The following is a 14,469-nucleotide window of genomic DNA, read 5'->3' on the forward strand; positions in this document are numbered from 1 at the left end:
TTGGCCTTGAAATAAAGGGCTGGGCCATCTTGCTCTTGCGCGGTCGCTCGCCTAAGAACGCGCGAACCTTTAACCCCGCAAGCGGAGGGAAACCACACCTCATGCCCCTACTTGTGATGAAATTCGGCGGCACATCCGTCGCCAATCTGGATCGCATTCGCCGCGCCGCCAAACGTGTTGGCGTCGAAGTTGCCAAGGGCTATGACGTGATCGTCATCGTCTCCGCCATGTCTGGCAAGACCAATGAGCTGGTCGGCTGGGTGGGCGAGACCTCGCCGCTTTATGATGCGCGTGAATATGATGCGGTTGTGTCCTCTGGTGAGAACGTGACCGCCGGGCTGATGGCGCTGACGCTTCAGGAAATGGACGTGCCCGCGCGCAGCTGGCAGGGCTGGCAAGTGCCGCTCAAGACCAACTCCGCCCATAGTCAGGCCCGGATCGAGGACATCGGCACTGACAATATCAACGCCAAGTTCGGCGAGGGTATGAAGGTGGCCGTGGTTGCAGGTTTTCAGGGGGTTTCGCCTGAGGGTCGCATCACCACATTGGGGCGCGGCGGGTCTGATACTACGGCGGTTGCCTTTGCGGCGGCCTTTGGGGCCGAGCGCTGCGACATCTATACCGATGTGGACGGCGTCTACACCACCGATCCGCGCATCTGTGAAAAGGCGCGCAAGCTCGACAAGATCGCCTTTGAGGAAATGCTGGAACTGGCATCCTTGGGTGCAAAAGTGCTGCAAACCCGCTCTGTGGAACTGGCCATGCGCTACAAGGTCAAACTGCGCGTGCTCTCCAGCTTTGAAGAACAATCCGACGAGGCCGGCACACTGGTCTGCGACGAGGAGGAAATCATGGAATCCAATGTTGTTAACGGCGTTGCCTACTCTCGTGATGAGGCCAAGCTGACCTGTCTCTCGGTCGCGGACCGTCCCGGCATTGCGGCGACCATCTTTGGCTGCCTCTCTGATGCGGGCGTGAACGTCGATATGATCGTGCAGAACATCTCTGAAGATGGCCGCACTGATATGACCTTCTCTTGCCCCACAGATCAGGTTCAGCGCGCCGAGGTTGCGCTCAGCGCCTACAAGGAAAAGGGCGAGCTGAATTACGGTGAGCTGGTGGCGGATACCGGCGTGGCCAAGATTTCCGTCGTTGGGATCGGCATGCGGTCGCAGTCCGGCGTTGCCGCGAAGATGTTCAAGGTGCTGTCGGATGAGGGCATCAATATCAAGGTGATCACCACCTCCGAGATCAAGATCTCTGTGCTGGTGGATCGCAAGTATATGGAGCTCGCGGTGCAGGCGCTGCACGACGCATTCGAGCTCGACAAGGCAAGCTGATATGCGTTGCCGCTGATCTTTTTGCGCGCCGGGGGCTCCTCCGGCGCGTTTTTGTTTAAACAGTCTAATTCATTGAGTTCATTGTCTCTATTTGCTGCGCTGCAGCTAGAGAGGCCGCGGCGTTTGAGAGATGCAAATACGACGGGCACCAGCTCTGCACGCAGCGGTATTTGCTGCAAAACCTCTTGCCAGCGCCCCGGCCAGCCGACACATTGCCTGTGACCCCGCGTGTGGTGTGAAGAGAGTTGATGCGCATAAGCGTCATCTGCTATTCAGAACGCCGGACTCGGACGGGTGGGTAACAGGGCATCCGTGGCGTCAAATGAATAACCCGAGAAAGGGCCAACATGGTTGAGAACACGGAATCCGAAAGCAGAAAGCTTCTGGGTCGTCTGCGCGAGGCCATGGCAGGAGATGATGCAGGGCAGGCCCGCCTTGATAAGATCACTCAGCTGATTGCCGACAGCATGGGCACCGAAGTGTGCTCCATCTATCTGTTTCGCGACGAAGAAACACTGGAACTTTGCGCCACTGAAGGTCTGAACCGCGAATCCGTTCACCAGACCCGTATGCGTGTGGGCGAGGGGCTGGTGGGGCGCGTGGCGCGCACCGGCAAGGTCATCAACACCCCCGACGCCCCCAGCGCGCGCGGCTTTCGCTATATGCCAGAGACCGGAGAGGAGCGGTTTTCCTCCTTCCTTGGTATCCCGGTCCAGCGTCTGGGCGAGATGATGGGCGTTCTGGTGGTGCAGTCCAAGGAGAGCCGGGAATATTCCGCAGATGCGGTCTACGCGCTTGAGGTGGTGGCCATGGTCATTGCCGAGATGACCGAACTTGGCGCGTTTGTGGGCGAGGGCTCGGCGATGTCGCCGCTGCACCAGCAGTCGGTACTATTGAAGGGGATTACCGCGCAGGAAGGGGCGGCTGAGGGTAACATCTGGCTGCATGAACCCCGCGTGGTGGTCACCAACCCGATTGCCGATGATCCCCACCGCGAGCTGGAGCGCCTGCAAGAGGCGGTGGATGAGCTGCGTGTGGGCGTCGACAAGATGCTACAGGTGTCCTCCAGCGGAGATAAGGAGCAGGCGCAGGTTCTTGAAACCTATCGGATGTTTGCCAACTCCAAGGGCTGGATGCGGCGCATGGAAGAAGACATTGCGCGTGGCCTCAGCGCCGAGGCTGCGGTGGAAAAAGAGCAATCCCTCGCCCGTGGCCGTATGGCGCAGGTACAGGACGCCTATTTGCGCGAACGCCTGAGCGATCTGGATGATCTCTCGAACCGCTTGCTGCGCATTCTGACAGGTCAGGGCAAGGACACTGGCGCTGAGTTGCCGGAAAACCCCATTCTGGTGGCCCGCAATATCGGCCCGGCGGAATTGCTGGAATATGGCCGCAAGCTCAAGGGGATCGTCCTTGAGGAAGGTTCCGTTGGCTCTCATGCGGCGATTGTGGCACGGGCGCTGGCGATTCCGCTGGTGGTGCGCGCGGCGCGCATCACGACAGAGGGTCTGAACGGTGATCATGTGCTGGTCGATGGGGACAATGGCGTGGTGCATTTGCGCCCCGATGATCCCGTCGTCAGCGCCTTTCGTGACAAGATCGCCATGCAGGCACAAGCGCAGGAGCGCTATACCTCCATACGTGAGAAGCCTGCCATAACCACCGACAGGCAAAGGATTAACCTGCTGATGAACGCAGGTCTGATGGCCGATTTGCCGTCGCTGAATAACTCTGGCGCCGAAGGCGTGGGCCTGTTTCGCACCGAGCTGCAATTCCTCGTACGCAACCAGATGCCGAAACGCTCGGAACTGGTGAGCCTCTATCAGCGCGTTCTTGAGGCCGCGGGCGGTAAGCGGGTGATCTTCCGCACGCTCGATATCGGCTCTGATAAAGTTCTGCCCTACATGAAGCCCACCGATGAGCCGAACCCGGCACTCGGCTGGCGCGCGATCCGGGTGGGGCTGGATAAACCTGGTGTGATGCGGATGCAGCTGCAGGCGTTGATCCGGGCGGCGAATGGCGGGCCTTTGACGGTCATGTTCCCATTTGTGGCGCAGTTTGAGGAATACCGCCTTGCGCGCGAAGAGGTGGCCAAGACCATCGAACGGGAACGTCGGTTGGGCCATGTTCTGCCTTCTTCGCTGGAAATTGGCGCGATGCTGGAAACGCCCTCGCTTGGCTTTGCACCGCTCAAGTTCTTTGAAGAGGTGGATTTTCTGTCAATCGGGGGCAACGATCTTAAGCAGTTCTTCTTTGCGGCGGACCGTGAAAACGAGCGCGTGCGCAAACGCTACGATACGCTGAATGTGAGCTTCCTGAGCTTTATTGAGCGCATCGTGGAGCGCTGCGATATCTCCGGCACCCCGCTCAGTTTCTGCGGCGAGGATGCGGGGCGCCCGATTGAAGCGGTGTGTCTTGCAGCCATGGGCATCCGTACCTTGTCGATGCGCCCGGCCTCCATCGGTCCGGTTAAATCGCTGCTGATGCGGGTGGATCTGGGCGAGCTGCGCAAGATCATCTCTGATGCACGCCATCGTGGTGATCAGACGGTGCGGCCGGCGGTCATGCAGTACCTGCGCGAACTCTGAGCTTGCATGACGTCTGATCCTGCGGTCGCCTTCAACGAGGGCGGCCGCGCTGCATTTTACGCTGCGAATTCATTCGCTGAAGCGTGAAAATGGTTTTCCTATTCGGACATTATCTAGGCCACGCGCCCCAGCATCGTTAAATTAGTTTCAAATTTTAGATAAATTTGATCTTTTAGCCAGAGCCAAAAGTTCCTCGGATCTGGCGTGTTTTCTGCGTCAAGCTACCTGCTGGCCACGTGCCCCTCCGTACCAACAAGAGACGGTCGCGATGGCGAAGTGACGAAAGCTGTTCTCCACAGCGAATGATCGGCGTAACCATCTGCCGAAATAGCGAAAACGCGAGGTTATCCACATCACATCAGTCCGTTTTCTACAGACCAAAGACCTATCTTTGACGATCATAAATGAGCGATTTCGTCAAAATGACAGGGGCGCCGTAAATGTGGCGAAATCACCGGCGAGAGGTCTGGGATTAACTTATTAAATAGTTATGATCGCGGCGTTCAGGAGAGGAAAACGAACAGATGTCCAGCGACAAAGCACAGCCCAACGCAGCCCCGCTTCGCAGCGGTGGCAGAATTCTTGCAGACCAGCTGCAGATCCTCGGGGCTGATACGATTTATTGCGTCCCCGGAGAGAGTTATCTGGAGTTGCTGGACGGGCTCCATGCCCACCAAGAGACCATCAAAGTGGTGACGTGCCGCCACGAATCCGGTGCCTCGAACATGGCAGATGCCTACGGTAAGATGACCGGCAAGCCCGGAATCTGCGCCGTGACGCGCGGACCAGGGGCCACCAATGCATCGAACGGCGTGCATACCGCATTTCAGGATTCTACCCCGATGATTCTGCTGATCGGGCAGGTCGGGCGCGAGATGGTGGATCGCGAGGCCTTTCAGGAGATTGATTATCGCCGCATGTTTGGCCAGATGGCCAAATGGGTGGCGCAGATCGACGATGCCGCCCGTATCCCCGAATATATGGCGCGCGCGTGGAAAACGGCGCTGTCAGGTCGCCCCGGTCCGGTGGTCTTGGCGCTGCCTGAGGACATGCTGACCGACGAGGTCGCGGTGGCAGACCTTAGGGTGACACCGCACGCACGCACTGCACCGGCGGCACAGGATATTGAGACGCTGCAGGCGATGATTGCCCGCGCCGAACGCCCGATGCTGATGGTGGGCGGTCCCAGCTGGAGTGAGAGCTGTGCGCAAAAGGCACTGGCTTTTGCAGAACGGCTGGGTCTGCCGGTGACCACGTCCTTTCGCAGTCAGGACTATGTGGACAACGGGCACGACAACTACGTCGGCCCCGTAGGCATCGCCCCAATTCCCAATCTTCGCAAGCGGTTGCGCGAAGAGGTTGATCTGTTGATTACGGTTGGCCCGCGCCTTGGCGAGATGACAACCCAAGGTTATGAGCTGATCGACATTCCGCATCCACAGATGACATTTGTGCATGTTCATCCCGGAGCAGAAGAGCTGGGGCAGGTCTATCAGCCCGATCTGGCGATCCAGTCCGACCCAGAGCTGTTCTTTGATGCGGCCGATGCAATCACCGTGCCCGATGGGCCATATGTCTGGTCCGATTGGGTGCAGGCACAGCGCGCCGACTACCTTGCGTTCCAGACCCCGACCGAGGTGCCGGGCGACGTGAACATGGGCCATGTGGTGCGCCACATGAGCGAGACCCTGCCGGACGATACGATCTACACCAATGGGGCCGGGAACTACACGGTCTGGCTGCATCGGTTTCACCAGCACCGCGCCTATCGCACCCAGCTTGCGCCCACCAGCGGCTCGATGGGTTACGGGGTTCCTGCCGCAGTTGCGGCCAAGCTGGAGCACCCGGATCGCACCGTGGTGGCGATGGCCGGGGATGGCTGTTTCATGATGACCTCGCAAGAGCTGGCGACGGCTGTTCAGCACGGGGCGGATGTCATCTATGTGGTGGTGAACAACGGCATGTATGGCACCATCCGTATGCATCAGGAACGCCACCATCCTGGCAAGGTCATGGCCACCAAACTGGTGAACCCGGATTTTGTGGCCTACGCGGCCTCATTTGGGATCACGGGCGAGCGGGTGTTGAAAACCGATGACTTCCCGGCCGCACTGGAACGTGCGCGCAGCGCCAAGGGCGGCTATATGATCGAAATCGTGGTCGATCCCGAAGCATTGACCCCGAACCAGTCGCTCTCGGCGGTGCGGGCTGAGGGTGAGAGCAAGGGAAAAAGCTGAAGCCTACGCGCTTCAAAGTTGAATATTCCAATATTTTCCAAAGACTTGATTGACGCGGGCCGTTGTCCCGCGTCATTCTGCGTCGCAGAAGGACCAGAGCGGAGAATCCGATGATCGACCTCTACAGTTGGAATACGCCCAATGGGCGCAAGGTTTCGATCCTGCTGGAGGAGCTCAATGTTCCTTATAATGTGCACGCGGTGGATATCACCAAGGGTGAGCAGCTGGAGGCGGAGTTTCTGACCATCAGCCCCAACAACAAGATCCCGGCAATTCGCGACAATGAAACGGGCGTGACCTTGATGGAATCCGGGGCGATCCTGATTTATCTGGCGGAAAAATACGGCCAGTTTCTGCCGCGCGAAAACCGCATCGAGATTTATGAATGGTTGATGTGGCAGATGGCGGGGTTTGGCCCGATGCTGGGGCAGGCGCATCATTTCCTGAAATACAATCGCGGTGTCTCCACCTACGCCGAAGAGCGATATGGCGAAGAGGCGCGGCGCCTTTATGGGGTGCTGGACCGTCGCCTAGAGGGGCGCGACTATATCATCGGCGAATATACCATCGCCGACATTGCCTGTTGGCCATGGGTGTCACGACATGAATGGCAAGAGATTGATCTGCGCGACTACCCGCATGTGCGCAAATGGTACCAGCGCATCGCGGCACGGCCCGCTGTCCAACGCGGCTATCATGTGCCTGATCACGTGAACCAGATACCACAAGGGTGAGGCCGCGCGCTTGAGCGCGGCGCGGCGATCAGAGGGACAGATCCCCCATCACCTCTTGGGCGATGCGTTCAACGATGGGTTTTGCTTCAGGCGCGCTCATGCCAACGCGCAGACGGCGATCATAGAGGATCTGCAAGAGCTTCTCATCATGGCTGGTGAGGCGGGCAAATTCATCATCGTCGTTAAAGATTGAAGGCCGCGCCTTGGGGCTGTCGTTGCGCAGGCCAAGGCCTTGGGCGATTTCCTCATGGATACAGCTCTCGCGCATCAGATCCGGCTGTTCCGCGCGGATCAAGGCCACGCCGCGGCTGTAGTTGAGCGGATCGCGCTGAGGCCCGCCTGCAAAAACGAGGCAATAGAACTTGCGTGGTGGTGTCGCAAAAAGCGCCACATCGCTATCTGAGAGATTGGGCAACAGGCGGCGGACTTTATCCTCGACAAAATCCGCATCATCCACCCCGGCAAAGAGCACGGTGAAGTTGCCGCTGGTGCCGACCGTGACCGGATGGCCGGTAATCCGGGCCAGTCGTGCGGCATAGGCGGTGAGGGTGGCGCGGTCCTTCTCGGCCTGTGCTTTGGTCACCGAGGGCCCAAAGATCGGCACCAGCCGCACGGGCTGTTCCCAGCGTCCCATGCCCCCGGCACCACCATCGGTGGCGCTGGCGTATTCATCGTAAAACGCAAGGGTCTCAAAGCGTTCCGCCAGATCTTCGGCGTCATAGGGCGTTTCAGGCCCGCCGCCATCCGTACGCAAGAGCCCGCGCGTGAGCAGGTCCTGTTCCAGGTCGGCATAGTATTTGGTGAGCGTCTGCGCCTCCACCGATGGGGTATAGACCGGTTTGATTGGGCGCGGGGTTGGGCGTGGCGTATCCTTGGGGCCGGGCGCAAGCGCAAGACAGCCGCCAAGTGCCAGAGCGGCGCTCAAGGCAAGGAGCGCGCCCAGTGGCCGCGCTCCGTTTCTGGTATTGTCGCGAGGGGTCACGCGGTCAGGCTCACTTGGGCACGGCGGTGCCAGCATTGTCGCCGACCCCGTCCTTGCGGGCCTTGGCCGCCGCCAATGTGTCGCGCAGCTCGGTTTCCATCTTCTTCAGCTCGGTCTCGGCTTCGGCGCGCTTGCGTTTGCCCTCGTCGGCAATTTGCAGGCTTTCCTCGATGGTGCCGATCAGGTCGGCATTGGCCTTTTTGACCGCCTCGATATCAAAGACGCCGCGCTCCATTTCCTCGCGGATGACCTTGTTGCTCTCGCGCAGGTTGGCGGCATTGGCGGTCAGCAACTCATTGGTGAGGTTGTTGGCATCGCGTACCGCATTTGCGGCTTCGGCAGAGCGTTGGATGGTCACCGCCTGCGCCAGCTGGGTTTCCCAGAGCGGCACGGTGTTCACCAGCGTCGAGTTGATCTTGGTGACCAGCGATTTGTCGTTTTCCTGCACCAGACGAATGGAGGGCAGGGACTGCATGGTCACCTGACGGGTGAGTTTCAGGTCATGCACGCGGCGTTCCAAATCGTCACGGGCTGCGCGCAGATCGCGCAGCTCTTGTGCTTTGATGACCTGATCATCCTCTGGTGCAGCCTGAACTGCGGCCTCCAGCGCGGGGATCTCGGTGGCGTCCAACTCGGCCAGCTTGGCTTCACCGGCCGCGATGTAAAGCGCCAGTTCGTCGTAGAAGTCCAGCGTCTTCTCATAGAGAACATCAAGCGATTTGATGTCTTTCAGCAGCGTGTGCTCATGCGCCAAGAGGCTGTCGGTGATCTTGTCGATCTGGCCCTGCACGGTCTCATATTTGGCGGTGAATTTTGCGAAGGGCGCGGCGCGGCCCAACAGGCGCTCCCAGAAGGTCGGCTTGCGGCGCACGTCCAGTTCCGACACCGAAAAGCCGCGAATGGTGGTGACGATATCGCGCAAGGAATCACCGGCAGGGCCGACATCCTTGTTGCGCACATCCGTGAGCATTGCCTGAGAGATCTGCTGCAATTCGCCCTGCGCGGCAGAGCCGAAGGAGATGATCGAATTGGTGTCGCCCATGTCGATCTCGTCGATGCGGCGACGGATCGCGGTAGAGGTCTCGGGGTCTGCAGCCTCAAGCGTGGCAAGCTCGCCTTTGGGCTCGGGCAGGGTGACATCCGTCACTTCTTTCACCAGAGTTTCAGCTTCCACTGCTTTTTTCTGAATGGTCTCAGACATGGGCCAGGCCTTTCCTGTCAGGTTAAGAGGGGCGGTCCAGTTGGACGCCTTCGCGCTCCAATCGGGCGCGTAACACATCAATTTCAATATTCAGATCGCCCCGGTCCTCCAGCAGGAGTTTTTCATTCCGGGCGGCGAAATTCTGTTCCAGATCGTCGAGCAGCGCGAGGTAGTCCGCGCGCGCCTCGACATTGCCACTGCGGGCAAAGATATCGGCAAACTTGATCGTCGCGTCCCGCGCACCAAGCAGATAGACGGTCAGATATTTGCGCGCGGCGGTCAGATCGCGCGGGTCTTCTTCGACGGTGCGGCAAAGATCGCGCGCCACCGCCTGAAACTGATCCACGCGCAGCTCCACCTGTCGATCCTTGGCGCGCAACACCGCGTCTTTCATCGCCGCCAGATGGGTTTCGGCCTCATCCACCACACGCGCCACGCGGGAGCTTTGAAATTCGTCAATGCCCTCGACGCCCTTGTCGCTGAGGGGATCGATGCCAAAGGCGGCCAGATGCAGCCCGAGGCAAGCCACACCATAGAGTGCGGCGGTGATCACGCCCGGCTCGCTGGACCATGCGCCCACCGCGCCGCCGAGGCCGCATAACAGACTGGCAAGGATCTTGCGGGGCAGGGCGGGGCGGCGCGCGACTTTGCGCGCCTCATAGGCGGCTTGCGCCTTAAGCCCTTCGCGTAGCATCACAGCGGATGCAGCCCAGAGGCCGGCCCCGATCAGTCCGAGGACCAAACCGGATGCGCCAGCACCCAGTGAAAACAGCATGAGTATCGCCGCAGGCACGAACATCAGGTTCGCACGTAGGCCGACGGGATTAACCCGTGCGCTGGCCATCATGCGGGAATTGCCTGTGGGGCGCCCATCGGGACGGGTGGATTGCTGAGCTGAAGGGCTGAACTTACCGCCAAACCGTTGTGCCATACGTCAGACCCCGACGATCCAACCGGTCCCGATGCCCAGCATCAGGATCAGCAACGCAACATAGGCGATGGTTTGCACCGTTTTGGCCCCCAACATTTCCCCAACATATTGAAACCTAGGGGATTGCAGGCGCTCCTGCTAGGGGGAAGTCCGCTCCGGGGGGCTCAGTCTTGCGGTTTTTTGCCAAAACGCCGTGCTCCGGGGGCTGATTTGCCGCCAGAAGGCCCACCGGTTTTGCGCGCGCCCGCGCCGCTTGCGGGTTTTGAGCCAAAGCTCTTGGTGCCGGAGGGTTTGCCACCAGACGGTTTGCCAGCGCTGGATTTACCCGCAGAAGCTTTGCCAGAGAAGGTTTTGCCCTCAAACGGCTTTCCCGATCCCTTACCAGCCCCTTGGCGGGTGGGGCGGCCCTTTGGCGCACTGCCGCCTTTGCCAGCCGGTCTTGCGCCGGGGGTTCCACCGGGATTGCGCGGCCCACGTGCGGGGCGGGTGGGTTTTTTCTTGGCTTCACTGTCGCCCTCGGGGGCGGCCAGACCCAGCTGGTCGCGCACCACACGGGGGCGCAGCTCTTCGACCTCGCCTTCCTTCAGCGTGCCAAGTTGGAACGGACCATAAGAGATCCGCAGCAAGCGGTTCACCGGGTAGCCGACCTCTTCCATGGCGCGGCGAATTTCGCGGTTCTTGCCTTCGCGCAGCCCGATGGTGAGCCAGGCATTGGCGCCCTGCTGACGATCAAGGTTTACGGTCATCGGCTGGAAGCGTTCGCCGTCGATCACCACGCCTTTGCGCAGCACATCGAATTCATGGTCCTGCGGTCGGCCATTGATGCGCACCCGGTAGCGGCGCAGCCAGCCGGTGGAGGGCAGCTCCAACTGGCGTTTGACGCCGCCGTCGTTGGTCAACAGCAGCAGACCTTCGGAATTGAGGTCGAGGCGCCCGACCGTCATCACCCGCGGCAGATCCTCGGGCAATTCGTCAAAGATCGTCCTGCGGCCTTTTTCGTCCGAATTGGTCGTCACCAGACCGGTGGGTTTGTAGTAGAGCCACAGGCGCGGGGCCTCGGCCTCGGGCAGGGGGGTGCCATCCACCACGATGCGATCACTGCCGGTCACGTTGAGCGCCGGGCTGTCGATCACCGCGCCGTTGACCGCAACGCGGCCCTCGGCAATCATCCGCTCCGCCTCACGGCGTGAGGCCACACCGGCGCGTGAGAGCACCTTGGCAATGCGGTCGCCCTCCGTAGAGGGCCGCGCGTCCCCTGTTGCGCTTGCCTGCGGGGCTTGGGGACCGCGCGGCTTCGCTGAGGGTTTCGCCTGTGGCCGGGTGCCTTTGGCTGCGCGATGCGCGGAGGGGGAGGATGGGGTTTTCTTGCTCATGGCGCTGCCATAGCCTATTCGCGAGGGCGGCGAAAGCATCCATTGCAGGGATGCGCGACCTATAGTGCGGGCGGTTTGGCGACAGAAAGGGGCAAGGCACACATGGAGTTTCGATCCTTCATGGCAGAGGCGCTGGAAGAGGCGCAGGCCGCCGCTGCGCGCGGTGAGGTGCCGGTGGGTGCGGTGCTGGTCAGCCCCTCGGGCGAGGTGGTGGCGCGGGCAGGCAACCGAACCCGCGAACTCAACGATCCCACAGCCCATGCCGAGGTGCTGGTGATCCGCGCGGGCTGCGCGGCACTGGGCAGTGAGCGGCTGACGGGGCATGATCTCTATGTAACGCTGGAGCCCTGCGCCATGTGTGCCGCTGCCATTGCCGCCGCCCGCGTCGCGCGGGTGTACTACGGCGCGTCTGATCCGAAATCCGGTGGCGTGGCCCACGGTGCCTGCGTGTTCGACCACCCGCAGGCGCACCATGTGCCAGAGGTTTATGACGGGTTTTCTGCATCACAGTCAGAAGCGTTGTTGAGGGCCTTTTTTGCGAAACGGCGCGGATGAGCCTGCCCCCCACAGACCTGTTGCACCGCTTTGGACTGAGTGCGCCAGAGTTGATCGCTGAAACCGCGCGCGCCATAGTCTGGCGGGTGCGGCAGAAAACTGGCACGCAGGCAGCGCTGAAATACTATCCCGCCGGGCATATGGGAAATGAAACCAGCGGCCTAGCCTATCTGGAGCGTGTCGAGGGTGCCGGGGCCGTGCGGGTGTTTGCGCGGTCATCAGATTCAGTGGTGATGGAGTGGCTTCAGGGACCATCGCTTGGGGAACTGGCGCGTACACAGGGCGAAAAGACCGCAGATCACGGGTTGGCCAAGGTGGCAGCACGGTTGTTTGCAGCAGAGGTTTGCGCAGACGGGCTGCTGTCGGTGGCCGAAATCATGGCGCCGTTGCGGGATGCCTGTTTTACCGCCCCTGAGGTGCGCGAGGCGCAAAGCATCGCGTGGGCCTGTTTGGATAAGATGCAGCGCGGTGCGGCTGAGAGTGTCGCCCTGCACGGTGATCTGCATCACGATAACATCATTCACACTGCGCAGGGGCTGCGGGCTTTTGATGCCAAGGGATTGGCGGGGCCGCGGGCGTATGAACTGGCCAATGCGTTTCGCCATCCGCGCGGGTGTCACGCTTTTGCAGCTGATGCGCAGGTGATCCGGCACCGCGCGATCACGTGGGGGCGTGTGGCGGGATGTGGCGCGAAGGAGCAGCTCAGATGGGCCATTGCCAAGCTGTTGCTCTCAATGCTCTGGTCCGGGCAGGAGGCCCCACAAGAGCGTGCCTTGTTACGTCAAATGCTGAGGGTGGCTGAAAAGGGCTTGCCGGGTTAGGTCACTTGTCCTACTGATGCTTTAGGGCGCTTGACCTAATCGTCATATTTGCGCCTGTATTATGTCTTAGCCGAGGATGAAGTGGCGATGCCCAGCACGAGAGAGCGGATCGTCGAACAGGCCGATGTGCTGTTTTATGAGCGTGGGTATGAGGCCACCTCGCTGGCCGATATTGCTGCGCCCCTGAGGCTGTCGCGCGGCAATTTCTACTATCATTTCAAAACCAAGGACGAAATCCTTGATGCGGTGATCGACCTGCGCCTGTCGCGCACAGCCGCGATGCTGACCGCGTGGGAGGCCGAGGGCGACACGCCGCTGGCGCGCATCACCTGTTTCATCCGCATCCTGATCCGCAACCGCGCCAAGATCATGTCATGGGGCTGCCCTGTAGGCACATTGGTGAGCGAGCTTTCAAAGCTTGATCACATCGCCCAAGCACGCGCGGCGGAGCTGTTCACACTCTTCATAGACTGGCTCGCGGTGCAATTTCGCAGCGCCGGTGTAGAGCGCGACGCCAAGGCGCTCGCCACGCATCTGATGGGCCGCAGTCAGGGCGTCGCAGCGCTAGCACAGGCCTTTGGCGACGAGGCGCTGATCGAGGCAGAGGTCGCGCAGATGACGGATTGGGTGGCACAGCAAATCGCGGCGCAATCCGCCGATTATTCATAACAAGAGGGAGGATCGCCTTGTTTGTGATCTTTTTAAAATTCACCAAAGAGAAGACCCGCGCCGGAGAAGCTATGGAGGCGCATAAAGCATGGCTGGCGCAGGGGTTTTCCGATGGGATTTTCCTTGCGGCGGGTTCTTTGGATGATGGCGCAGGGGGCGCGATCCTTGCTTTCGGCGAAGAGCGCGACGCGCTGGAGGCGCGGGTGGCGGCAGACCCTTTTGTGCAGGAGGGCATCGTCACGGCTGAGATCACCGGATTTACGCCCGCGCGCACCGATGCGCGGCTGGGGTTCCTGAAGGTGGCCGGATGAGCCGTGTTGTCACAAGCTCGGATGGCCAGCAGCGCTGTGCATGGTCGGCCACGGCACCGGAGTTTGATGCCTACCACGATGCGGAGTGGGGCTTTCCGGTGGGGGACGACCGGAGGCTGTTTGAGAAGATCTGTCTGGAGAGTTTCCAGTCCGGCCTCAGTTGGCGCACCATCCTGTCGAAACGCGAGAACTTTCGCGCGGCTTTTGATGGGTTCGACTATCACAGCATGGCGGGGTATGGCCCGGAGAAGGTCGCCGCATTGTTGCAGGACGCCGGCATCATCCGTCATCGCGGCAAGATCGAGGCGGTCATTAACAATGCCGCGCGCGCGGTCGAGATGGAGGCCAGCGAGGGATCTCTGGCCGCATTCTTCTGGCGCTACGAGGTCAAAACACCCCCAGAGCCGCAGACCGTCTCCACCTGCCCAGAGTCAGTCGCGCTGTCGAAGGACTTGAAAAAACGGGGCTGGAAATTCGTCGGACCAACCACCTGTTTTGCCTTTATGCAGGCGATGGGTTTGGTCAACGATCACGCTGAGGGCTGCTACTGTCGCCCGTTGGCGGCTGAGGCGCGCCGGGCGTTTTCGGTTCCTCTCTGACGATTGGCCTGTGACCATTGGCCTGAAACTGCAGATGGCCGCGTGGATCTACGACAGCCCCCGCAAAAACGGGGGATTACCATGCGACTGTCGGGTTTGAGGGATTTCGCTTTGGGCTTTGCCCAAAG

13 protein-coding genes are annotated in these 14,469 nt (G+C 60.6%); 9 read left to right on the forward strand and 4 right to left on the reverse strand.

The window, feature by feature from the left end:
- The first annotated feature begins 101 nt into the window (after window positions 1–101).
- The 4 genes from UB90_RS17780 (at window position 102) to UB90_RS17795 (ending at window position 6,899) form a co-directional block, all read left to right on the forward strand.
- On the forward strand, window positions 102–1,340 hold the full coding sequence (locus UB90_RS17780; RefSeq protein ID WP_065325735.1) for an aspartate kinase: 1,239 nt from the start codon (window positions 102–104) through the stop codon (window positions 1,338–1,340).
- Between the two features lie 347 nt (window positions 1,341–1,687).
- The gene (gene ptsP, locus UB90_RS17785; RefSeq protein ID WP_065325736.1) at window positions 1,688–3,928 is read left to right on the forward strand and encodes a phosphoenolpyruvate--protein phosphotransferase; all 2,241 of its coding nucleotides are present in this window, start codon (window positions 1,688–1,690) and stop codon (window positions 3,926–3,928) included.
- A gap of 524 nt (window positions 3,929–4,452) precedes the next feature.
- A complete protein-coding gene (locus UB90_RS17790) occupies window positions 4,453–6,165 on the forward strand; it encodes a thiamine pyrophosphate-binding protein (protein WP_065325737.1) in 1,713 nt (570 codons plus the stop codon).
- 110 nt (window positions 6,166–6,275) lie between these two features.
- Window positions 6,276–6,899, forward strand: coding sequence for a glutathione S-transferase family protein (locus UB90_RS17795; RefSeq protein ID WP_065325738.1), 624 nt, complete (start codon window positions 6,276–6,278; stop codon window positions 6,897–6,899).
- A 28-nt stretch (window positions 6,900–6,927) separates the two neighbouring features.
- Here the strand turns inward: UB90_RS17795 and UB90_RS17800 are convergent, their stop codons facing one another.
- The 4 genes from UB90_RS17800 to UB90_RS17815 all read right to left on the reverse strand — a co-directional run bounded on the left by UB90_RS17800 (window position 6,928) and on the right by UB90_RS17815 (window position 11,425).
- Window positions 6,928–7,917 carry a DUF2927 domain-containing protein gene (locus UB90_RS17800; RefSeq protein WP_227512238.1) on the reverse strand — a complete coding sequence of 330 codons (990 nt, stop codon included), beginning with the start codon at window positions 7,915–7,917 and terminating at the stop codon, window positions 6,928–6,930.
- Entirely contained in the window at window positions 7,892–9,082 is a 1,191-nt protein-coding gene (locus tag UB90_RS17805) for a toxic anion resistance protein (RefSeq protein WP_005652065.1), read from the reverse strand. The genes UB90_RS17800 and UB90_RS17805 overlap by 26 nt, the downstream gene beginning before the upstream one ends.
- A 22-nt stretch (window positions 9,083–9,104) precedes the next feature.
- Window positions 9,105–10,013 carry a 5-bromo-4-chloroindolyl phosphate hydrolysis family protein gene (locus UB90_RS17810; protein ID WP_065325739.1) on the reverse strand — a complete coding sequence of 303 codons (909 nt, stop codon included), beginning with the start codon at window positions 10,011–10,013 and terminating at the stop codon, window positions 9,105–9,107.
- A 164-nt stretch (window positions 10,014–10,177) separates the two neighbouring features.
- Window positions 10,178–11,425, reverse strand: a complete 1,248-nt coding sequence (locus tag UB90_RS17815; RefSeq protein WP_081285616.1) for a pseudouridine synthase — start codon at window positions 11,423–11,425, stop codon at window positions 10,178–10,180.
- A gap of 63 nt (window positions 11,426–11,488) precedes the next feature.
- Here UB90_RS17815 and UB90_RS17820 point away from each other — a divergent pair, with 63 nt between their 5' ends.
- The 5 genes from UB90_RS17820 to UB90_RS17840 all read left to right on the forward strand — a co-directional run bounded on the left by UB90_RS17820 (window position 11,489) and on the right by UB90_RS17840 (window position 14,341).
- The gene (locus UB90_RS17820) at window positions 11,489–11,941 is read left to right on the forward strand and encodes a nucleoside deaminase (protein WP_065325741.1); all 453 of its coding nucleotides are present in this window, start codon (window positions 11,489–11,491) and stop codon (window positions 11,939–11,941) included.
- On the forward strand, window positions 11,938–12,762 hold the full coding sequence (locus UB90_RS17825) for an aminoglycoside phosphotransferase family protein (RefSeq protein ID WP_065325742.1): 825 nt from the start codon (window positions 11,938–11,940) through the stop codon (window positions 12,760–12,762). The genes UB90_RS17820 and UB90_RS17825 overlap by 4 nt, the downstream gene beginning before the upstream one ends.
- An 87-nt stretch (window positions 12,763–12,849) precedes the next feature.
- On the forward strand, window positions 12,850–13,431 hold the full coding sequence (locus tag UB90_RS17830; protein ID WP_065325743.1) for a TetR/AcrR family transcriptional regulator: 582 nt from the start codon (window positions 12,850–12,852) through the stop codon (window positions 13,429–13,431).
- A gap of 23 nt (window positions 13,432–13,454) precedes the next feature.
- Window positions 13,455–13,742 carry a YciI family protein gene (locus tag UB90_RS17835; protein WP_227512103.1) on the forward strand — a complete coding sequence of 96 codons (288 nt, stop codon included), beginning with the start codon at window positions 13,455–13,457 and terminating at the stop codon, window positions 13,740–13,742.
- On the forward strand, window positions 13,739–14,341 hold the full coding sequence (locus UB90_RS17840; RefSeq protein WP_065325745.1) for a DNA-3-methyladenine glycosylase I: 603 nt from the start codon (window positions 13,739–13,741) through the stop codon (window positions 14,339–14,341). The genes UB90_RS17835 and UB90_RS17840 overlap by 4 nt, the downstream gene beginning before the upstream one ends.
- The last annotated feature ends 128 nt before the right edge of the window (window positions 14,342–14,469 follow it).

It is taken from the genome of Tritonibacter mobilis (genome assembly GCF_001681715.1).
Classification (GTDB): domain Bacteria; phylum Pseudomonadota; class Alphaproteobacteria; order Rhodobacterales; family Rhodobacteraceae; genus Epibacterium; species Epibacterium mobile.